We start from the raw sequence: 20,799 nt of genomic DNA on the forward strand, positions 1-20,799 counted from the left end.
CCGATTGAGGTAATCAATGTGATGTGCCATACCATTTGTTATAGAAATGATATGGTTCTTTTGCTTGATCCGTCGTCAAAAAGAGGAACTTCTCACGTGTCAAATGTCTCAGCATATAAGAGAGTGATTCTGGAGAAGTGGCGTGATCATGCATCAAGACGATAGATGCTTGATAGTAAGCGCGGTGAGCACGTACTTGTTTGATCGTTTGATAGCGCATCGCTTTTTGATTCTTTTTGTATTTCCAATCGAGCGTATCAACGTTCCAGTCCCACATGTCAAAACCGGCCTTTTCCATCGCTTGACGATGTGCTTTAGTCATATGAGGCACACTTCCATAAGGGACGCGAATGGTCGTTGACTTTACGCCGGTGATATCAAAAATCAATTGTTGAACTTGTTTCATCTCATTTACTGCGGTTTGAGGGGAACGATAAAATGTTTTCTTATCGTGAGTCATACTATGTAGTCCAATCGTATGTCCCTCGTCCACAATTCGTTGGAGAATGGCTTCATTTCCTTTAATTTTCTTGCCTAAAATGAAAAAGGTTGCCTTCACATCATATCGTTTTAAGACATCGAGCAACTTCGGTGTGTATTGATTTGGTCCATCGTCGAAGGTTAGATAGACCATTTCTCCTTTATTATATCGAGAATGAAATTCTTTTGCTGAAATTGAAACAGACGAACTACATAACATGAAAATAACTAGAAGACAGGCGATAACTTTTTTAAACACGTGGTGATTCCCCTTTAAACAGTATATGTGGATATTATTCCCACATATAATTTACAAGAAAAGGGATTGTGTGTTCAAATGCCTTTTAGTGAGATAGGAGAATCGATTTTTCAATTTAGGCCTAACCACTTTTTCACCGGTTCCCGGAAGATATACGTCACGACAATTAAGCCGACGAAGACGAGCGCGGCGATGAAGATCGTAGTGACACTGCCTGAGGCGAGGCTCGCCCCGAGGAAGCTGTAGGCGAACGTACCTGGAATCATGCCGAGCACGGTCGCCGGTACGAAGGCACGGAAGCGAACACGTGAGATTCCGCCGGCATAACTGAGTAAGTCGAAACTGACGAGCGGGATGAGCCGGAGGACAAATACATATAAAAAGCCACGACGTTCCATTTGAGTGAACAGTTTCTCTGACCATGGATAGCGGTCGACATTGATGACCGATCGACCGAAAAAGCGCCCCATCACGTACCCGGTCGTCGCGGCAGCAGTCGCGCCGATGATGATATAGAGGACACCTGGCCACACGCCGAATGCGAGTCCGGCTCCGAGTGACAGCACGGATGTTGGTAAAAATGCGACCGGACCGATGGCATAAAGGAAAATAAAGAAGAGTGGCCCCCAAAATCCGAATGACAAGACGATGTCCCGGATGTCAGACGGACGCAATTCATAGTGGAAATGGGTGATATAGAACAAAGATCCAAACACTAGAAGAAAGAGTGTGAGTTTGAGTGGTCGTGGCAAGTTGTCCGCTCCTTTCGTAACCGTAATTATCTGATGTTAGTATACTGCATCTCAACGCAATACAAATGCGAGCCGGCTTACAAAAGGTGTAACGAGATAAAGCGAGGAGTCAGATTCGAAACTTAGGTCAATGCTTTCTAGACATTGCTTCATTTTTCACAAATTCGACACGATAAATAGAGCGGGAGGGAAGATGATGAAAAATTTAAGCATGTCAAAGAAGTTTACAGTATTGATTTCATTATTCGTTGTGACACTCGTCATGATTTCAATGTTAAGCCATATGTTGATTGGGCGAATGGCTGATGCTGGAGAAAAGATATATGAAGAGAGATTGATTCCGATTCGTGCCATTGGACAGTTGAGAACCGATAATCGTGCAATCGAAAGTCACTTGTTAGAACTAATGTTAACGACCGAAAGTGCTCGAAATGAAGAGTTACAAAAAAACATTGAAGAGCGTCGAGAGAGTATGGCTACCGATCTCAAAGTATTTAATGATTCGATTTCGACAGAAAATCCTGAGTTAATGAGTCGAATCGAAAAGTTGAATGAGGAGACGAACGCATATTTGGAAAGCATAGACGTCGTATTGCAACCTGCATTACGAAATGAAAATGAATCTGCTTACCGACAATATGGAACAGAATTACGACCAATTCGACTTGCGCTTGTTGAGACGGCGAAAGAAGTTATGGATCAGTTGAATGTGGATGCGGAAACGGCCAGTGATACGATGCGGTCTGATCGAGAGCGTGCTGTGTTTATCTTTTGGGGTCTTGTCATTTTGGGAGCTGCGCTTTCAATTGGATTAGGCGTCTACATCACGCGCCTTGTGGTTGGTCCGGTGAAAGAATTGAACGTATTGATGAGTCGTGCCGGTGAAGGGGATTTGACAGTCAATAGCACATACACATCACGCGATGAAATCGGAGCGCTCGCACAGTCATTCAATCAGATGAAAGAAAGTTTACGAGAGTTGATTGGTGGAGTGACTTCGACTGCTGGGCGTGTGGCGACTTCATCGGACGATTTGAAAAATAACGTAGAAGAAACGACAAAAGCGACAGAGATGGTAGCTGTGACGATGGAAGAAATCGCTTCGGGTTCACTCCATCAGTTGAAACGGGTCAAGTCTTCAAATGGTACCCTTTCAGAATTGACGAATGGCATTCACCAAGTCTCCGACCGTGCTCAACAGATGACTGTATTATCGGAAGGGGCATTGGACAAAGTACAATCAGGGAATGAGCTAATCGAAACGCTTGAACATCAGCTTGAAGCGATGAATGAAAAAGTGAAGACGTTGCAACAAGTCATTGAGCAGCTTAATACTCGTTCTCAAGAGATTGGTACAATCAGTGGGACTATTTCAGGAATTGCAGAGCAAACGAACTTACTTGCATTAAATGCAGCAATCGAGGCAGCGCGGGCAGGAGATCAGGGACGTGGGTTCGCAGTCGTTGCTGCAGAAGTACGAAAACTCGCGGAAGAATCAGCCGATGCGACCAAACAAATTTCCTCTCTAATTCATCATACACAGACAGAAACAAAGCATGCTGTAGAAACGATGCATGTCGTAGAAGGTGATATGGGACAGAGTGTGACGAACGTGCGGCAGACAGGTGTTGCGTTTGATGAAATTAAAGTGGCCATTGAAGAAGTCGGGCAACAAATAGAAGAAGTGTCCAGTGCTGTACAAGAAATGGCGGCGGGAGCGACAGAAGTGTTGAACTCTGTGAATGAGATTCAAGGAATTACTGAATCGACTGCCACAGAAACAGAGAACACATCAGCAGCTACTGAAGAACAGATGGCATCAATGGAAGAAATTACGGCAGCCGCTCAAGAATTATCGAATATGGCGGATGAGATGCGAGAGATGACGAATCGATTTACTGTGTAAATGAAAAGAGTCCGAAAATTAGTCGGACTCTTTTTTATTATTTCGTTGTCCTTCGTAGTGCTGAATCCATTCCTCGACAGTCATCTTCTCGACGAGTTCTCCGACCAAGTCAAACGGGATTCGCTTCACGTTATTGAAACGGATACAGCTTTTTCCCATATCAAGTTTCGTCGGGACACGACTCGCATACTCCCGTTCGAACCAAGCGAGTAATTCAGGGTCAGCGTAAATGCCCATGTGATACAGTCCGACATGGCGCTTTTGCGCGATTACACTGATAAACGGTAGTGGCGTCCCCGGTGTGACATGATACCCGGACGGATATCGATCGAGTGGAACGACGTAATGGACACCATGTCCGTCCGTCGTTTTTTCAAATCCGCCAGGTAAATGATCATCGATGACCTCGAGCAGATGAATAAATGAATCGAGCCGTGCCTCGTCGACGAGTGCTGTCACATCCATCATGATTCGCCTCCTCGTAAGATCTTCTCCATTTTCTTTCCTTTTGCCAACTCATCGATGAGTTTGTCCAAATAACGGATCTCACGCATGAGTGGTTCTTCAACGTTCTCGACACGAACCCCACAGACGACACCTTTGATGAGGGCGCGTTCTTCATTCAGACGAGGTGCTGAAGCGAAAAACGTATCAAAATCGACTTGATTGGCTATCTGACGTTCGAGTCCGGTCTCATCGTAACCGGTCAACCATTCGATGATGGTGTCGACTTCTTCCTTCGTCCGTCCTTTGCGTTCGGCTTTGGCGACGTAGAGTGGATAAACGCTCGCGAAACTCGTGGTATAGATTCGGTGACCCATCTTTCATTCATCTCCTTCTTAGCGAAAATTCTTACTTCCATTCTCTCACAAATTACGATACGCTTATATAAAGTATTTTGTTGCGTTTGCAACAAAAAGATAGAGGTGTCTCATGATGCATGACCATTTACGAGAGATAGGGATGATTGCGCGTGCCCTCGATTCAATCAGCAACATTGAATTCAAGGCACTCGGTTTAGAAAAAGGGAAGTACTTGTACATCGTTAGGATTTTTGAACACCCAGGTATCATTCAAGAACGGCTAGCAGAGTTGATTAAGGTAGACAGGACGACCGCCGCACGTGCCATCAAGAAACTGGAGCAAGAAGGATGGATTGAGAGGCGACCAGATCTTGATAATCAGAAAATCAGACGTTTATACGTGACTGAGAAAGGAGAGGTATTGTACCCGCTCATCATTCGCGAACACGAATATTCTACATCGGTCGCATTATCAGGATTCGACGAGAAAGAAAGTGAGGAGTTGTTACGCCTTTTGAAAAAAGTACGAAGCAATGTTGAAACAGATTGGACCGAAGTGAAGAAAGGCAAGCATCGAGAATACTGAGAGGAGCGAGAACATGATTGAAATCTCAAAAGTGACAGACGTAGAAGCCTTACGTCACATTAGCATCCAGACATTTACGGAGACGTTCGCACGTCACAACACAGAAGAACATTTGAACGCTTACTTAGAAAAAGCGTATGCGCCTGAGCAGTTGCAGCATGAGTTGGCACATCCCGATTCTTATTTTTATTTTGCACATGTAAAAGGTGAGTTGGCAGGCTATTTGAAAGTGAACGTACGCGATGCTCAATCTGAACCGATGGGCGAAGATGCGATTGAAATCGAACGAATCTACGTATTAGAAGCGTTTCAAGGTCAAGGGGTGGGGAAAGCGTTATTTACTCAGGCGACTGAACTGGCGAAGGAGCTACACAAGCGAAAGATGTGGCTCGGCGTATGGGAACGTAATGAGAGGGCGATTCGATTCTATCGACGAAACGGGTTCGAACAGACGGGGGTGCACACCTTTTTCATGGGGGAGGATGCACAAAACGACCTCATTTTCATGAGGCCGTTCACGGACTAAAGCCATTCTGACAAGTTGTTCAAGTTCGGATAGATGGCATCTGGTTCTATATCAAATGCTTCAAATGGTAAGTCATTCCGATTGATCCAGGCGGCATGAAAGCCAAAGTTTTTCGCCCCGGCGATGTCCCATCCGTTCGACGATAAGAAGAGCACCTCGTCACGACGAAGACCGGACGTCTTGAACCAGTGCATGTAGGCGGCAGGCGTCGGTTTCGGTTGTTTGATGCCGTCGACGCTGACGACCTCATCGAAATAATCGGTGAGACCGGCGTTGCGAAGCAGTGCCTCAAGCATCTCGTCCGTCCCGTTCGAGAGGATGACGGTCTTCACGTCATGCAACTCTTTTAGGACCGACGCGACCTCTTCATACGGGGTGAGGTGTGCATACGATGCAATCAGACGTTGTTCGATTTCCTCCGTCGATGTTGCGTCATGCACGGCTAATGCGTAACGGAGTGCGTCCCGGGTCACTGTATCGAAATCTTCATAACGTCCCATCATGTGGCGCCAAAAGAAATACTCGAGTTGTTTCGTCCGCCATATTTGGCTGATGGCAGCTCCTTTTTCAGGGAACTCTTGTTCACAGGCATCCTTCACCGAATGGACGTCGAATAATGTGCCATATACGTCAAAGACGATGGCTTTGATGGTTGAGTTCATAAAAACATTCCTCCTTCTGTGTCGTTATACCCGACTTGATCAGAATATAATAGGAGAAAGGAGGTCCGGCATGTATATTCCAAATCAATATTCCGTCAAAGAGCGATCAGAAATTTACGCGTTTCTCCATGCCCATCCATTCGGTACAATCGTGACGCATGACAGGGACAAACCGATTGCGACACATGTCCCGTTACGATTCGATGAGGTGAACGGTCAACTGACGACTCATGTCGCAAAAGCGAATCCTCAGTGGCGAACAATTGAAGATCAAACCGTTCTCGTCATCTTTCAAGGGCCAGACGCTTACGTGTCAGCGTCATGGTACGGCCATGAGGACGTCTCGACATGGAACTATCAAGCCGTACACGTGTATGGACGTGCGACGATTCTCAATGAGAACGAGTTGGTTGAGGAACTAGCCGGATTACTTCACGAGCATGAAGGGGAGCGGGAGCATGCGGTACGTTGGGAGACGTTATCGGAACCGGTGAAGCGACAAATGAACGGCGTCGTCGGGTTTCGGATCGACATCACCGATATGCAGGCGACGTTCAAGTTGAGCCAAAACCGAAACGACGTGGACCATGAACGGATCGTATCGGAGCTTGAAAAACAAGATGAACCGATCGCGGACGTCATGCGACAACATCGAAAGTCCTAATAAACCTGTCCTAAAACGACAGGTTTTTTCATATTTCTTTACCGATTAGCGGTTGACATGACTTAGGAGCAGGTCTATACTCATAACTGATAATGATTATCAGTATCGAGAAAATAGAGAAGTTTGAAAAGGAGAAGAAATACGTGAACAAGACAATGAAGAAATGGTTACATATGTTCATTTTTGTATCGGCATTTGCACTCATCTTAGCCGGTTGTGGTTCGGAAGAAGCTGAGAACGCTTCCACGAATGAAGGGACGGAAGAATCGACAGAAGGCTACCCCATCACGATCGAGCATGCGTTCGGTGAGACTGTCATCGAAGAAAAACCAGAACGTGTCGCAACAATTTCATGGGGGAACCATGACGTCGCCCTTGCCCTCGACGTCGTACCGGTCGGATTCTCAGCTGCAAACTACGGTGTCCAAGATGATAGCGGGATGCTCCCGTGGACGGCAGAGAAGTTGAAAGCGCTTGGCGAAGAGAACCCGAACATCTATCAAGACACGGACGGATTAGACTTTGAAGCGATTGCAGATTCAAACCCGGACGTCATCTTGGCCGCCTACTCAGGCATCACGCAAGAAGACTATGACACGCTTAGCCAAATCGCACCGGTCGTGGCATATCAAGAAACACCTTGGGTCACGTCATGGCAAGACATGGTTCGTTATGACTCACTCGTAATGGGACTTGGTGAAGAAGGCGAACAGTTAATCAAAGACACGGAGCAGTTGATCACTGACAAAGCGACAGCCGTTCCTGAGATTGCTGGAAAGAAAGCCGCTTTCGTCTCGATGAGCGCGGAAGACCTTTCAAAATTCTACATCTATACAACGGGTGACCCACGTGGTGCCTTCATCGAAGAACTCGGGATGGAGTATCCACAAAACATCTTAGATGAAGCAGAGAAAACAGATAGCTTCTATCTCGAGCTCAGCAAAGAGAACGCTGACATTTTGAATGACGTCGACATCTTCGTCACATATGGAAATGAAGACACGTTAAAGGCGCTTCAAGCCGACCCGCTCTACAGTAAAGTGCCAGCCATCGAACGTGGATCGGTCGTCTTGATCGAAGATAACACACCACTCGCAGCGGCAGGTACACCGACGCCACTCTCGATTGAATATACGATTGATGAGTACGTTTCACGCGTATCGGACGCGCTCGCTAAAGTAAAATGATGCAACATCAGGTGAAACAGATGCATACTCCGAAGTACTTCCCGCTCCTGTTAGTTGGGACGCTCGTACTAACGATGCTATGTATTCTGGCCTCCCTTGCCTTCGGCTCACGGACAGTCGGGTGGAATGAACTGCTGGACGGTTTATTCCGCCCGGCTGTTCAGTCGTATGAGGCAGACATTGTCCGGGAACGGGTCATCCGGACAATCTTTAGTTTCATGTGTGGCGCAGCACTTGGTGTGGCGGGTGCGCTCATGCAGTCGGTGACGCGTAACCCGATCGCCGATCCGAGCATTCTTGGGGTCAACACGGGAGCAGCGCTCGCCGTCGTCATCGGCATTGCGTTCTTTAACATCTCGACAGCGAGTGCGTTCATCTGGTTCGCGCTCGTCGGAGCGCTATTGACGGCCATTTTCGTTTTCGGCATTGGTTCGCTTGGAAGAGGAGGGGCGACCCCGCTCAAACTCGTCTTAGCGGGAGCTGCGACAAGTGCAGCATTATCGTCGCTCGTCATGGCTCTTATGATTCCACGCTCGAACGTCATGGACCAGTTCCGCTTTTGGCAAGTAGGGAGTGTCGGTGCGGGAAATCTGGATTCGATTTATACATTTTTACCGTTTCTTCTAATCGGTCTCGTGATTGCGGTCGTGACCGCACCTTCCTTGAACGCACTTGCGCTCGGGGAGGAGATGGCGAAGAGTCTTGGTGTTCGGACGGGGACATTGAAGTTGACCGCCTCGTTCGCAGGCGTGATTCTGTGTGGGGCGGCGACAGCGCTTGCCGGCCCGATTGGCTTCATCGGGCTACTCGCACCCCATTTGATTCGGCTCGTGCTCGGTCCGGATCAGCGCTATCTCATGCCGATGTCCGCTTTTGCGGGCGCCATCATCTTGACTTTCTCGGACGTCATCGGACGTTTGCTCGGAAGTCCGGGTGAGCTCGAGGTCGGGATTGTGACGGCGTTTATCGGGGCACCGATCTTGATTCTATTGACAATGAAAGTGAAAGTAAGAGGACTATGATGCAACCAGCGATTGAACAAATCAGACAAGGTCGCATGAAGCGACGCCGTCGTTATGTCGGGATGACGCTTCTTTTGACCATCATAGCGGTAGTATTGAGCGGGTTAATGCTCATGTTGGGCAATACGATTTATCCGATTCAGGATGTCATCCGTGTCTTGCTTGGGGAAGACGTAAAAGGGGCGACGTTCGCCGTTGAAGTATTGCGTTTACCACGTATGCTTGCTGGTGTCTTTGCCGGTGCAGCATTTGGTGCTGCGGGAACGATTTTCCAAACGATGCTTCGAAACCCGCTCGCTAATCCGAATGTCATCGGGATCACGACCGGTTCGAGTGCTGCGGCCGTCTTTTGTATCGTCGTCCTTCAGTCGAGTGAAGCGGTCATATCGATTGCATCAATCATTGGTGGGTTGGTTACCGTGTTGGTCATCTATTTCCTATCCAAAGGGGCAGCTTTCTCCATTGGTCGTCTCGTATTAGTGGGGATTGGGATTCAAGCGATGCTAACAGCCGTCATCAACTATTTACTGCTCATCAGCCGACAAAACGATGTCGCGATGGCGATGCGGTGGTTGACAGGAAGTTTAAATGGGGCGAAACTTGAAGAGTTGCCGCCTTTAATGATTACAGTTCTCATCTGTTTACCGATTGTCCTGTTGCTCACTCGTCAGCTCGAAATGCTCGAGCTCGGGGAAATGGCGGCGACAGGGTTAGGCATCAATACGAACCAAACTCGACTTTTACTCATTGTGGCGGCGGTATTCATGCTCGCCCTCGCGACAGCGACGACGGGACCGATTGCGTTTATTGCCTTCTTGGCAGGACCGATTGCCAAACGGCTCGTCGGGACGAGCCACGCGGGAATCTTGCCGGCAGCGCTTGTCGGCATCATCTTAGTGCTCGCGGCCGACCTCGTCGGACAATTCGCCTTCACGGCACGCTATCCGGTCGGTGTCATCACCGGCATCATCGGCGCGCCTTATCTCTTATACTTGTTGATTCGGATGAACCAGAAAGGGGACTTTTAAATGGCATCCATTATGAAAGTGGACCATCTCACCTCGGGATACGAGGACAAGATGATTTTGAACGATATCAGCCTTGAAATTCCGAGCAACCAGATCAGCATCATCATCGGTGCGAACGGTTGCGGGAAGTCGACGCTATTGAAGACGATGGCACGCCTCATCAAACCGAGTGCCGGTCAAGTGACGCTTTACGATAAGCCGATTTCGAAGATGGCACCGAAAAAGCTAGCGCGTGTCCTCGGGATGTTGCCACAGTCCCCAGTCGTACCAGAAGGGATTACGGTCGCCGATCTCGTCGGTCGTGGTCGTTACCCGCATCAATCCTTTTTAAAGGGCTGGACGAAAGCCGATTACGAAGCTGTCGCCGAGGCGATGGAGATGATGAATATCACGGAGTTCGCGGACCGTCCCATCGACGAGTTGTCAGGTGGACAGCGCCAACGTGTCTGGATTGCGATGGCACTTGCTCAACAGACAGACGTCCTCTTTTTAGACGAACCGACGACATATCTCGATATCACATACCAGGTCGAGATTCTCGACTTGTTGACGGACTTGAACCGGAAGTACGGGACGACGATTGTCATGGTGCTTCACGACATTAACTTGTCGGCGCGTTATGCGGATTATATCTTCGCGCTCGACAAAGGGAAGTTGATCGCAGAAGGAAAGCCATCAGATGTCATCACGTGTGATTTGATCCATCGGGTCTTCAATCTTCGCTGTTCGGTCATGTGTGATCCGGTATCCGGTTCACCGTCCGTGATTCCGATTGGTCGCCATCACGTACAGACGGAAACGGAAGAAGCACCTGTCGCCCAACTTGAATTGGTATAACTGCGTATAGACAGTCAAGAAGGGGTGAGCGCTCCTTCTTTTTTGTTTATTCATGAAAGCGTTTTTAAAAAGTCATTGACTTCTCTTTGGGGTGGGTGTATGCTAAAAATCCTGCCCAAAATGAGAGGCATGGGGACTGGCATCAGTTCATTCGATATTCGAGAGGAATGACTTAAGATGAACCAACAACAATTAATCGAGCGCGCACGCCAATTGAAGGACAATGCGTATTCACCATATTCGAAGTTCCGCGTCGGTGCGGCACTTCTCATGAAGGACGGCACGGTCATCGACGGCGTCAACGTTGAGAACGTTTCGTTCGGAGCAACAAACTGTGCAGAGCGCACAGCAATCTTCACAGCGGTCGCACAAGGATACAAAAAAGGTGACTTCGAAGCGGTTGCCGTGTCTGGGGACACAGAAGACTTCTTGCCACCATGCAGCATCTGTCGCCAAGTCATGGTCGAGTTTGGCGATCCTGACTTCAAAGTACTCCTTACAAACGGCAACGCCGATGTGAAAGAAGTGACGCTTGGAGAGCTCGTCCCACTTGCGTTCACCGATTTGGATATGTGATGTTGGGCCCCTCAGATTTCTGGGGGGTTTTCTCATCTGAAAAAGTGAAAGAATAATCTCGGAACGGCCTGAATAATATAAAAGAGCAATTCTGAGAAATCGAGGGCTACGAGCCCGTTTGACCAACTATCCTCTTCGCGGGAAGTGACAACTTTTCCCCGCACAGGTCGCTTTCGGCCTTTCCATCGAATCGGGAGAGTGGTCGCGCTGTCCACATCTGGGTGATTCATGACACGCATATGCAAGCGAGGCTCAGGCGTATTTCCGGAACGTCCACAGCGTCCAATCAACTGTTTTGTTTTGACCGTATCGCCTACATTCACGCCAATCGAATCATTTTCGAGATGGGCGAGAAGGCTATATTCATCGTTTGAATGTTGAATGATGACGTGATTGCCGAATGGATGATCAGCATTCGGTTCATCTGGTAACCCATCGACTACCTGATAAACCGTACCATCTAGTGGGGACAGGACTTGTTCTCCGAACGCATACGAGCCATTCATCCCAACTTTTCTGCGATTGGAAGGTTGCTGATCTTTTGTTTTCAAAAAGTCATAGCCATCACGTTTCTTTCGAATCGGTTCATGAAGATACATCCCGACGTTCGCTCCTTCTGAGACGACGAACCACTGCTCTTTGAATGGAAGGTGGTATTTGTTTTTCGTGAAAGGATTGGTCTCTTTTGAAGAGGATGTGACCGTCATCTGAATGGATTCAACCTGATTCACGCGATTGAATTGAACGGACAATAACTTTTCTTTTCGGAAATCCGACCACAATACATACCGATTCCCATTCAACACCATCTCATTGATTAGACGATAGCGCCGAATTCCATGATGAAACGAAGACGCTTCGTGATGAAACGTGTCCATGGAATAATGAGATTTGCACGAATCGGTCATTTGATGATAAATGTCATCGAACTGACCGTCTTTGAATAAGTGGATGAACTTTTTGTTCTCGTGATGCATGTGCATTCCGCCTTTGTTGAGTGTTGATTTTTATACGGATGAAAATCTATAAATGTTTCGTGATACTCTCCAGAAAATTACATATATCGCTGCATCAAGTGAACCGCATGCTCCTTCATCATCTCCCGCAATACTCTCGGCGCTTTCACCTCTACTTCCGCTCCAGCCCTCAACAGCTGCCTCGACAAAAATGACAGCTCTTCTTCAGGCACATCCCACTCATTCAACTCATCGATATCGGGTAATACATCTTCAAGCAAACGACGACCGAGTGGGGTGAGTTCGAGTCGAATGGTCACACCGATTCGTTCGTCACTTGCCTGAAGCAAGGTCACCAAATCCTCGGACTCGAACGATTCCTCGAGCACTTGAACCGCTTCGATGCGATCAATCCGATATTGACGGAATCCGAGTTCGGAGAGCCCGAAGACATACCACTTTAAGTCAAGGAGTGCCATACCGACCGGTGCGATGAGGAACGTACGTGATCCGTTCGTCGATCGATACGTCATCTCTATCTTGTTTTTGCGCTCGATTGCCTGGTAAATGTCTTTTGTGAACGGCGCTTTTGGAATTTGTTTGTTTCCGAGCCAGAGAATGTTTCGCTCCAATCGCCGAATTTTCGTCTCTACGTCATGTGGTAACTCGTTCACGTACCAATCAGACAACGTACTTCGTATGTCCCCGAACGGCACATCAGGAATGTGTTCCATCCATTTGAGTGTGAGATAAAGGGCGACGGCTTCTTGTTCGCGTAGGTGGAGCGGTGGCAATAAGCGGTTCGGCAACATTTCATAGCCGCCCCCAGTTCCAGGAACACTCCAAATCGGATAACCGAGTTCTTCGAGCGAGAGCATATCCCGTTGAATCGTCCGAATGGAGGCGCCTGTCTCTTGGGCCAGTTCTTCCGCCGTGAAACGTCGTCCGCGATTGAGTAGCCGAATCAGTTGCAAGTGTCGTTTTTTCATATCTACCATTCCCGTCATCTTTTGTCGTGTTTATTGATTAAGCTGAATATATCACGAATCAAGGAGGAATACATGATGCCGAATGCAGTGTTGTATATTGCGATGAGTTTAGACGGAAAGATTGCCCGGTCGAACGACCAACTCGATTGGTTGTTCGCGGTAGAGGGGGACGGGGACAACGGCTATGCTGATTTTTTCAAGACCGTTGGTGCTGTCATCATGGGACGGAAGACGTACGAGGAAGTGTTGAAGTTAGAAGAGGGAATGTATCCATACAAAGACATCCCGAACTACATTTTGACACGTCAGGCTGACCGTGAGGCCGAACATGTCACATTCACGGACGAACCGATCAAAGAACTCATCAATCGGTTAAAGCAAGAAGTTAATCAAGATATTTGGCTTATCGGTGGGGGTGAAGTCATCAAAGCGGCGATGGAGCATGACTTGATTGACCGCTATGAGATTGCGATTGCGCCGGTCGTGTTAGGAGATGGGATTCCTCTCTTCCCAGAAGGCACGAAAGAGACGAAACTTCGACTGACGAATCAACGTGCATCCGGTCAATTTGTGATGGTGACATATGAACGATAAGTGAGGATCGAGTCCACATAAGGGCTCGATTTTTTTCATAATAAGGAAAAATATTCATTTTGTATAAATTTTTACACTTTAGCATGTTAGTTGCTGATGGAAATTGGATATATGTAGAGAGTGGAAGTGACATGACAAATGTGAAGGGGACCAACTAATGTTCATGAGTCTAATCGCCAATTCGTGTATTTCTTTTACTGGCATCTATTTCATCTCGAAGATCATGAACTATCATACGAGACATGTGCACATCCAAAAATTCATCATCGGTGTGCTCTCAGGATGTTTCGGGATTTTTCTAATTACGCAAAGTATTGAATTTGAGAATGCGGTAAAAATTGATTTTCGTTTTCTAGTCCTCCTTTTACTCGGGTTTTATCGTTTGGTCTCTCCGCTGTTCATCGCAGCCACCATCATGTCGATTCACCGATTCAGCTACGGTATCGACTTTTATTCGACTCTGGCATGCGTTGCCCTCTTTACGATGGTGATTGGGACGATCCTGACATATCGAATCGTCTGGCTACAGAAGCGGCTTTTCCAATTCGGTCTTACGTTGAACGTGTGGACATGTTTAGTTGCAGCAATGGGGATTCTTGTTGGAGGCGGTTTTACAGAACGTGCTCTCGATGTCGCGTTGTTGGTTACAATGATCAGTTTCCCAATCGGATTGTTGATCACCATGCTGAATATTGATCTATATCTCATCCATCACCGTGTGAGAGAGTATAAAGTTTCAGCGGAAACCGACCATTTGACGGGTCTGGCAAACCGTCGAGCATGGGAGATGCAGATGAAAAAGTTCAAAGGACAATATACGACATGTAATGTATTGATTTTAGATATTGACCACTTCAAACAAATCAACGATCAATATGGTCATGCGAACGGCGACGAGGTATTGAAACAATTTGCAGAACTCTTGCACCGAGAAACAAGGAATCAAGACATTAAAGCACGGATCGGTGGAGAAGAATTTGGTATTTTGATTCCAATGCTTTCTCAAAGTGAGGTGGTCAACGTAGCGGAGCGGATTAGACACAGCATATCGAAACATGAGTTCAAGCTACTCGATCAACAAAAAATTCAGTTATCCGTTTCGATTGGGATTGCGAACGGAAAGAGCGAGAATCTACGTGAGATGATTCGTCTGGCAGATGATTGTTTATATCAGGCGAAAAATAGTGGTAGAAATCGTACACATGTGACGGAAACTATAGTTGGATAAACAAAGCGTGTCGGTCATCCCGATACGCTTTTGGATTGTATAAAAACTGCAGACCATTAATATGATCTGCAGTCATGGGGTCGCTCGTTCGCTTAAATGCGGTTCCCACACATCGGAAAAGTTGTGAACCGGGTGGGCACCTTCTAAGGTCCGGAATTCATAATCTCGTTCTTTCGCATAGCGGATGATTGTATCAAGTGCTTTCGGTGTCATCGAGTGATCGTGCGCCAAAATGATGGAAGCAATATTCGCCGTACGATTCGCTTCGAGGAGGTCGAATACGCGTTGTTCGACGCGTGCATTGTCTTTCTTATATACATGGTCGAGACTGCCGACGTTCCAATCCCATATTTCAAAACCGGCATCGGTCATCGCCTGCCAGTGTGCGGGTGTCATGCCGGCGTCGCTCCCGTAAATCGTCCGGGCCATGTTCGTATGAATGCCTGTCACTTCATAGATGAGTGCCTGTACTTCCTGCATCTGACGTACGGCCGTCAACGGTGTTTCATAAAATTCATCCCGTTCGTGCCGCATCCCGTGTAAGGCAATCAGGTGACCTTCCGCAATCATGCGATGAAGCAGATGCTCATTTCCTTCGATATTCTTCCCGAGGATGAAGAAGGTTGCCTTCACTTGATGTTTCTTCAAGACATCGAGTAGCTTTCCCGTTTTCCAGTTCGGTCCATCATCGAGCGTCAAATAGATAAGACTCGGGTCGTTATAGGCCTTCGGATCCGGGATCGCAGCCTGAGACAAAGACCCAATCAATAGAAAGATCGACATGAGTAAAAGAACGCGTTTCATCATTCAATTCAAAACTCCCTCAAATCAAAACCAAGTGACATGTGATACATACTTTACCATATGTCCGAGACATCGAGACGATAAATTTGTTCGTCAAGTTCTGTCGCGAAAAAGGTGAATTTCAATTTCTTCAATAGCGCGATCGATGCCGTGTTCGTCCCATGCACACCGGCTTTGAACTCTTTCGCTCCTTGACCAGTCAAGTGACGAATCAATCCCGACATCACTTCAAATGCATAGCCTTGACGCGCTCGCGTCGGTACGATGGTGTAGCCAATCCAATAGGTCGTACCTTCTTGCTGGATATAGACATCTCCAATCAATTCATCCGTCGCTTTGTCAATGATAGCGAGTTGCGTGCCTTGAAGAAACGATTGTTCACCGAGTAGGACGTTTTCATATTCCTCACGGGTGAGCCCTTTGAAGGATTGATGTTTCATCCAGTCCAAGTCATTTCGATAGATCATAAATGATTCGATGTCTCTTGTTTCGAACGGTCGAATGAGGCAACGGGTTGTCGTAATCATGGTTGTCATACCATTCAAACCAACTTCTTTTCTTTTTTGAAAAGACCGATCAATAGTAACACCAGACCACTCAAGAAAATGATAGGGAAAATAAACCACATAATCAATCCGGCCCATCCGTTCTGTACACTGATTGCGTACGAGAGTCCGATGGAAAACGCTAAGGCTGGTGATATAGGAATCATAAGAGCGATTCCCCATATTCTAAATTTTGTGTTTCGTGCTTCGCCTGTACTGAACCAATACGCCACGAATGCACCTAAACCTGCGATGAGATATCCGATTGCAATCGCCATTCCATCAATCCCTTCTTCGATACGATGATTGTTTGACCTCGTCCTTACTTTCCATGTATATCACAAAAAATCCTGTCATAAATCAAAAAGACCGAGCCCTTCAAGGACTCGGTTTGTCATTATACGTGCTTCCGCTGAAACGCAGAAATCGCTTCATATTCCTCAGATAGGTGACGTGACAGGCGGATGTAGATCGGCAAGAGTTCGCGATACACACTCGTCGCTTCCATGTCCGGTATATGCTCATGGGTCACTTGTGGTACTTCTTGGAACTCCTCGATGTCCCCGAAGGCGTACTCCCCGAGCATGACAGCCCCGAGACATGAACTCTCGTGACTCTCTGGCACGACGACCGGTGTATCAAAGATGTCTGCCATCATCTGACGCCAGAGGCTCGACTGGGCAAAGCCCCCCGTCGCATGGATGCGGTTCGGGGCGCCCGTCAACTCATCGAGTGCGAGCATGACCGTATAGAGGTTAAAGATGACCCCTTCCAATACGGCACGGATGAAATGTTCGCGCTTATGGTGAATGCTGAGCCCGAAAAATGAACCGCGAGCGTTCGAATCCCAAAGTGGAGCCCGTTCACCCATCAAATACGGATGGAACAAGAGTCCGTCCGCACCTGGTTTGACCGTCTCGGCGATTCGCGTCAACACATCGTACGCGTCGATCCCGAGTCGTTTCGCCGTCTCGACCTCGCTTGCTGCGAACTCGTCACGGAGCCAGCGGAGGATGATGCCGCCGTTATTGACCGGACCACCGATCACCCAATGCTTGTCCGTCAGCGCGTAACAAAAGATACGACCTTTTGGATCTTCGACCGGTTCCGAGACGACTGTCCGGATGGCGCCGCTCGTCCCAATCGTCACGGCGACGACACCTTGTTCGAAAGCACCGACACCGAGATTTGAGAGCACACCGTCGCTTGCCCCGATGACGAGGGGGAAGTCCCAGCCGAGCGTCTCGGTCACCTCAGGTGTCACCGGTAAAATCTCGGTCGTCGGGACGAGTTCGGACAAGCGTTCTGGTGTCACACCGGCGACATCAAGTGCTTCCGTGTCCCAGTCTCGTTGTTTTAAATTGAAGAGTCCTGTCGCCGAGGCGATCGAGTGATCAACGACATAGCGTCCCGTCAAGCGATAGAAGACATACTCTTTGATGGAGACGAACTTGGCTGTCTGTTCAAAGACATCAGGATGTTCCGCTTTCAACCAGCGCAATTTCGATAGCGGTGCCATCGGATGGACCGGGGTACCGGTGCGCATATGGAGGGCATTCGCATCAACATCGCGTTTGATTTCTTGCGTATACGGATTCGCCCGACTGTCGGCCCACGTGATGCTGTTCGTGAGCGGACGTCCTGCCGCATCGAGCGCAATCAAACTATGCATCGCCGAGCTGAACGATGCGAAGCGAATCGGACCGTCCGCTTTGGCACGGACCGCCGAGACGGCTTCAAGCACGGCCCCGTAGATGACGACCGGGTCTTGCTCGGCCGTCTCCGTATCGGGCGTGAGAAGCGGATACAACACGTTATGTACCGCCAGTTGTTGATGACCGTTGAACAGGACAGCTTTCGTACTCGTCGTCCCGATATCGACCCCAATCGTAAACACACAATCACTTCCTAACTTAGATGATGAATAGGCTAATCAAGAACACAACGGCGAAGCCGGTGAGTCCGATAATCGTTTCCATAATCGTCCATGACTTGAGCGTGTCTTTCACATCGAGACCGAAGTAACGGTTGACGAGCCAGAAGCCTGAGTCGTTGACGTGTGAGAGGACGGTCGCCCCTGAGGCGATGGCGATGACGATCAAACCGAGTGCCGCACCCGTGATGTTTTGAATTTCGAGTAGCGGAGTGATGAGTCCGGCTGCCGTGACCATCGACACCGTTGCCGACCCTTGAGCGACACGGACGACCGTTGCAATCAAGAAGGCGAGGACAATCGCCGGAAGTGGTGAACCGGCCATCATTTCACCGAGTACGTCACCGACACCTGAGTCGATGAGCACTTGTTTAAACACACCACCGGCCCCTGTGACGAGGATGATGATCCCGGCTGGCTCGAGTGCTTTCGTTGCGATCTCTTGTACTTCGTCACGTGAGTAGCCACGTCGTGTCCCAAGGAAGACGAATGTGAGGAGCGTTGCAATCGTCAAGGCGACGAACGGATGTCCGAGGAACGTCAAGAAGTCACGAATCGCGTTGCCTTCGTCTAGAAGAACCGCAGAGAGCGTGTTCGCTAAAATCAACACGAGCGGAATCAAGATGAGTGACAAGATCATTTTGAAGCTCGGCAGTTCTTTCGATGTGTCGATTTCTTCAAACTCCATGTAATCCGGAATCGTCACATGAATCTTCTTAGCAATATACTTCCCAAAAACAGGACCGGCTAAAATCATGGCTGGAATACCAGCGAGGACACCGAACAAGATGACCCAACCAAGGTCAGCGCCAATCAAGTTGGCGACAGCGATCGGACCAGGTGTCGGTGGGATGAAGCTGTGTGTGACCGCGAGACCCGCAAGGAGTGGTATACCGTAGTAGAGAAGCGAGCGTCCCGTCTTTTTGGCGAGACCGTATACAATTGGGACGAGAATGATAAAGCCGACATCAAAGAAGACCGGGACGGCGACGATGAATCCGGTAATCCCGAGCGCCCATTGTGCCTTGTCTTCACCGAACTTGCTGACGAGTGTTTGGGCAAGACGTTCCGCGCCACCCGATACTTCAAGCATCTTCCCGAACATCGCGCCAAGACCGACGACGACGGCGACGAAGCCGAGCGTTCCGCCCATCCCGTTTTGGATGGAGGCAATGACATCCCCGAGTGGCATCCCAGCTGCGACCCCGACAATCAAACTGACAAGTAACAACGAAACGAATGCATGAAGCTTTGTTCGAATGACTAAAAATAAGAGCAAGAAGATCCCGGCTAAGGCGATCAAAATAAGTGTTGAGCCAGACATTGAGTATTCCCCCTAAATTCCGAATATGTAACCGTTTACAGTTTCTGACAAAGGAAAAGGCCATGTCCCCGTGACCTTTTCCACAGATGTTACTTCTTGACGACCGCGTGCCCACCGAACTCGTTGCGGAGCGCGGCGACGACTTTTCCTGAGAACGTGTCGTCTTCGAGTGAACGATAGCGCATCATGAGCGACAGGGCGATGACCGGTGCCGCGGCTTGAAGGTCGAGCGCCGTCTCAATCGTCCATTTACCTTCACCGGATGAATGCATGACCCCACGAATCTCATCGAGCTTCGCATCTTTCTTGAAGGCATTCTCTGTGAGCTCCATGAGCCAAGAACGGACGACCGACCCGTGATTCCACACGCGAGCGACTTGTTCATAGTCGTAGTCGAACGGGCTCTTCTCCAAGATATCGAATCCTTCGGCAATCGCCTGCATCATCCCATACTCGATGCCATTATGGATCATCTTCAAGAAGTGACCGCTTCCGGCAGGACCTGTGTACAAGTAGCCGTTCTCGACAGACAGGTCTTTAAAGATTGGCTCAATCGTCGGCCACGTATCCACGTCACCCCCGACCATCGTACAGGCACCGTTCCGCGCCCCGTCCGTCCCACCGCTCGTTCCGCAGTCGAAGAATTTTATCTCTTTCTTGGCGAACTGTTCGGCGCGCGCGACCGAGAGCTTGTAGTTCGAGTTCCCCCCGTCAATCACGATATCGCCCGGTTCGAGTCGCTCATACAATTCGGCGAGCACCGCTTCCGTGACGTCTCCGGCCGGGACCATCGCCCAGATGATGCGTGGCGTCGACAACTTGCTCACGACTTCCTCAAGTGTCGGCACAATCGTAAAGGCGTCCGATGTGACGTCCCCGACGTCCGTCCCGACGACCGTGTGTCCGTGGTCGCTCAAGTTGAGTGCCAAGTTGTAACCCATCTTACCTAAACCAATCAAACCAATTTCCATATTGTCACCCCTGAAAAAGAATTTTTTTCCGTCTCTGTGTTCATCATATCAAAATAAATTCGATTTACAAGTATGATTACGGAATTTTTTTTCGAGTAATGCAAAAAAAGCGTCCCGGCTTAATTCGTAGGCGGGACGACGGACAGGCACTCTTATGACGGACAGGC

24 protein-coding genes are annotated in these 20,799 nt (G+C 48.5%); 11 read left to right on the forward strand and 13 right to left on the reverse strand.

Going from position 1 to position 20,799, the window contains the following annotated elements:
• Window positions 1–13: 13 nt before the first annotated feature.
• Complete coding sequence (locus KD909_RS02605; RefSeq protein ID WP_235439517.1) at window positions 14–634, reverse strand: polysaccharide deacetylase family protein; 621 nt, start codon at window positions 632–634, stop codon at window positions 14–16.
• A gap of 215 nt (window positions 635–849) precedes the next feature.
• Entirely contained in the window at window positions 850–1,491 is a 642-nt protein-coding gene (locus KD909_RS02610; RefSeq protein WP_012727289.1) for a TVP38/TMEM64 family protein, read from the reverse strand.
• Between the two features lie 196 nt (window positions 1,492–1,687).
• On the opposite strand from KD909_RS02610, the gene KD909_RS02615 reads away from it, so the two are divergent.
• Window positions 1,688–3,397 carry a methyl-accepting chemotaxis protein gene (locus KD909_RS02615; RefSeq protein ID WP_047794860.1) on the forward strand — a complete coding sequence of 570 codons (1,710 nt, stop codon included), beginning with the start codon at window positions 1,688–1,690 and terminating at the stop codon, window positions 3,395–3,397.
• Window positions 3,398–3,415: 18 nt separating this feature from the next.
• On the opposite strand, the gene KD909_RS02620 is transcribed toward KD909_RS02615, so the two are convergent.
• Together KD909_RS02620 and KD909_RS02625 are read right to left on the reverse strand one after the other, a co-directional pair.
• Window positions 3,416–3,865 carry a DUF1801 domain-containing protein gene (locus KD909_RS02620; RefSeq protein ID WP_159562934.1) on the reverse strand — a complete coding sequence of 150 codons (450 nt, stop codon included), beginning with the start codon at window positions 3,863–3,865 and terminating at the stop codon, window positions 3,416–3,418.
• Window positions 3,862–4,218 (reverse strand): DUF2200 domain-containing protein, encoded by a 357-nt coding sequence (locus KD909_RS02625; protein WP_211782277.1) that lies wholly within the window; start codon window positions 4,216–4,218, stop codon window positions 3,862–3,864. Before KD909_RS02625 ends, KD909_RS02620 begins: the two co-directional genes overlap by 4 nt.
• Window positions 4,219–4,333: 115 nt before the next feature.
• Between KD909_RS02625 and KD909_RS02630 the strand changes: the two genes are divergently transcribed.
• Together KD909_RS02630 and KD909_RS02635 are read left to right on the forward strand one after the other, a co-directional pair.
• The gene (locus tag KD909_RS02630) at window positions 4,334–4,786 is read left to right on the forward strand and encodes a MarR family winged helix-turn-helix transcriptional regulator (protein ID WP_211782278.1); all 453 of its coding nucleotides are present in this window, start codon (window positions 4,334–4,336) and stop codon (window positions 4,784–4,786) included.
• 13 nt (window positions 4,787–4,799) lie between these two features.
• Window positions 4,800–5,312 (forward strand): GNAT family N-acetyltransferase, encoded by a 513-nt coding sequence (locus KD909_RS02635; RefSeq protein WP_211782279.1) that lies wholly within the window; start codon window positions 4,800–4,802, stop codon window positions 5,310–5,312.
• Here KD909_RS02635 and KD909_RS02640 read toward each other — a convergent pair.
• Window positions 5,309–5,974, reverse strand: coding sequence for a haloacid dehalogenase type II (locus KD909_RS02640; protein ID WP_211782280.1), 666 nt, complete (start codon window positions 5,972–5,974; stop codon window positions 5,309–5,311). The two genes, KD909_RS02635 and KD909_RS02640, sit on opposite strands and share 4 nt — an antisense overlap.
• Window positions 5,975–6,044: 70 nt before the next feature.
• Between KD909_RS02640 and KD909_RS02645 the strand changes: the two genes are divergently transcribed.
• The 6 genes from KD909_RS02645 (at window position 6,045) to KD909_RS02670 (ending at window position 11,288) form a co-directional block, all read left to right on the forward strand.
• Window positions 6,045–6,638, forward strand: a complete 594-nt coding sequence (locus KD909_RS02645; RefSeq protein ID WP_211782281.1) for an FMN-binding negative transcriptional regulator — start codon at window positions 6,045–6,047, stop codon at window positions 6,636–6,638.
• A 155-nt stretch (window positions 6,639–6,793) separates the two neighbouring features.
• Window positions 6,794–7,825, forward strand: coding sequence for an iron-siderophore ABC transporter substrate-binding protein (locus tag KD909_RS02650; RefSeq protein ID WP_211782849.1), 1,032 nt, complete (start codon window positions 6,794–6,796; stop codon window positions 7,823–7,825).
• A 20-nt stretch (window positions 7,826–7,845) separates the two neighbouring features.
• The gene (locus KD909_RS02655) at window positions 7,846–8,847 is read left to right on the forward strand and encodes a FecCD family ABC transporter permease (RefSeq protein WP_371744417.1); all 1,002 of its coding nucleotides are present in this window, start codon (window positions 7,846–7,848) and stop codon (window positions 8,845–8,847) included.
• On the forward strand, window positions 8,844–9,875 hold the full coding sequence (locus KD909_RS02660) for a FecCD family ABC transporter permease (RefSeq protein ID WP_031422345.1): 1,032 nt from the start codon (window positions 8,844–8,846) through the stop codon (window positions 9,873–9,875). Before KD909_RS02655 ends, KD909_RS02660 begins: the two co-directional genes overlap by 4 nt.
• Window positions 9,876–10,712 carry an ABC transporter ATP-binding protein gene (locus tag KD909_RS02665; protein WP_211782283.1) on the forward strand — a complete coding sequence of 279 codons (837 nt, stop codon included), beginning with the start codon at window positions 9,876–9,878 and terminating at the stop codon, window positions 10,710–10,712.
• A 177-nt stretch (window positions 10,713–10,889) separates the two neighbouring features.
• Window positions 10,890–11,288, forward strand: coding sequence for a cytidine deaminase (locus tag KD909_RS02670; RefSeq protein WP_211782284.1), 399 nt, complete (start codon window positions 10,890–10,892; stop codon window positions 11,286–11,288).
• Window positions 11,289–11,320: 32 nt separating this feature from the next.
• Here KD909_RS02670 and KD909_RS02675 read toward each other — a convergent pair whose 3' ends face one another.
• Together KD909_RS02675 and KD909_RS02680 are read right to left on the reverse strand one after the other, a co-directional pair.
• Window positions 11,321–12,265, reverse strand: coding sequence for a M23 family metallopeptidase (locus KD909_RS02675; protein ID WP_211782285.1), 945 nt, complete (start codon window positions 12,263–12,265; stop codon window positions 11,321–11,323).
• 77 nt (window positions 12,266–12,342) lie between these two features.
• Window positions 12,343–13,233, reverse strand: coding sequence for a helix-turn-helix transcriptional regulator (locus KD909_RS02680; RefSeq protein ID WP_211782286.1), 891 nt, complete (start codon window positions 13,231–13,233; stop codon window positions 12,343–12,345).
• A 75-nt stretch (window positions 13,234–13,308) separates the two neighbouring features.
• Between KD909_RS02680 and KD909_RS02685 the strand changes: the two genes are divergently transcribed.
• Together KD909_RS02685 and KD909_RS02690 are read left to right on the forward strand one after the other, a co-directional pair.
• A complete protein-coding gene (locus KD909_RS02685) occupies window positions 13,309–13,827 on the forward strand; it encodes a dihydrofolate reductase family protein (RefSeq protein ID WP_211782287.1) in 519 nt (172 codons plus the stop codon).
• A 157-nt stretch (window positions 13,828–13,984) separates the two neighbouring features.
• On the forward strand, window positions 13,985–15,055 hold the full coding sequence (locus tag KD909_RS02690; protein WP_211782288.1) for a GGDEF domain-containing protein: 1,071 nt from the start codon (window positions 13,985–13,987) through the stop codon (window positions 15,053–15,055).
• Window positions 15,056–15,127: 72 nt separating this feature from the next.
• Here KD909_RS02690 and KD909_RS02695 read toward each other — a convergent pair whose 3' ends face one another.
• The 6 genes from KD909_RS02695 to gnd all read right to left on the reverse strand — a co-directional run bounded on the left by KD909_RS02695 (window position 15,128) and on the right by gnd (window position 20,632).
• Entirely contained in the window at window positions 15,128–15,862 is a 735-nt protein-coding gene (locus KD909_RS02695; protein ID WP_211782289.1) for a polysaccharide deacetylase family protein, read from the reverse strand.
• Window positions 15,863–15,912: 50 nt separating this feature from the next.
• Window positions 15,913–16,386 carry a GNAT family N-acetyltransferase gene (locus tag KD909_RS02700; RefSeq protein WP_249199061.1) on the reverse strand — a complete coding sequence of 158 codons (474 nt, stop codon included), beginning with the start codon at window positions 16,384–16,386 and terminating at the stop codon, window positions 15,913–15,915.
• 14 nt (window positions 16,387–16,400) lie between these two features.
• Window positions 16,401–16,682 (reverse strand): hypothetical protein, encoded by a 282-nt coding sequence (locus KD909_RS02705; protein ID WP_211782291.1) that lies wholly within the window; start codon window positions 16,680–16,682, stop codon window positions 16,401–16,403.
• Between the two features lie 119 nt (window positions 16,683–16,801).
• A complete protein-coding gene (gntK, locus tag KD909_RS02710; RefSeq protein WP_211782292.1) occupies window positions 16,802–18,301 on the reverse strand; it encodes a gluconokinase in 1,500 nt (499 codons plus the stop codon).
• A 16-nt stretch (window positions 18,302–18,317) separates the two neighbouring features.
• Window positions 18,318–19,661 (reverse strand): GntT/GntP/DsdX family permease, encoded by a 1,344-nt coding sequence (locus KD909_RS02715; RefSeq protein WP_211782293.1) that lies wholly within the window; start codon window positions 19,659–19,661, stop codon window positions 18,318–18,320.
• A gap of 89 nt (window positions 19,662–19,750) precedes the next feature.
• The gene (gnd, locus tag KD909_RS02720; protein ID WP_211782294.1) at window positions 19,751–20,632 is read right to left on the reverse strand and encodes a phosphogluconate dehydrogenase (NAD(+)-dependent, decarboxylating); all 882 of its coding nucleotides are present in this window, start codon (window positions 20,630–20,632) and stop codon (window positions 19,751–19,753) included.
• Window positions 20,633–20,799 lie beyond the last annotated feature (167 nt).

The organism is Exiguobacterium sp. PFWT01 (genome assembly GCF_018255795.1).
In the GTDB taxonomy this organism is placed as follows: domain Bacteria; phylum Bacillota; class Bacilli; order Exiguobacteriales; family Exiguobacteriaceae; genus Exiguobacterium.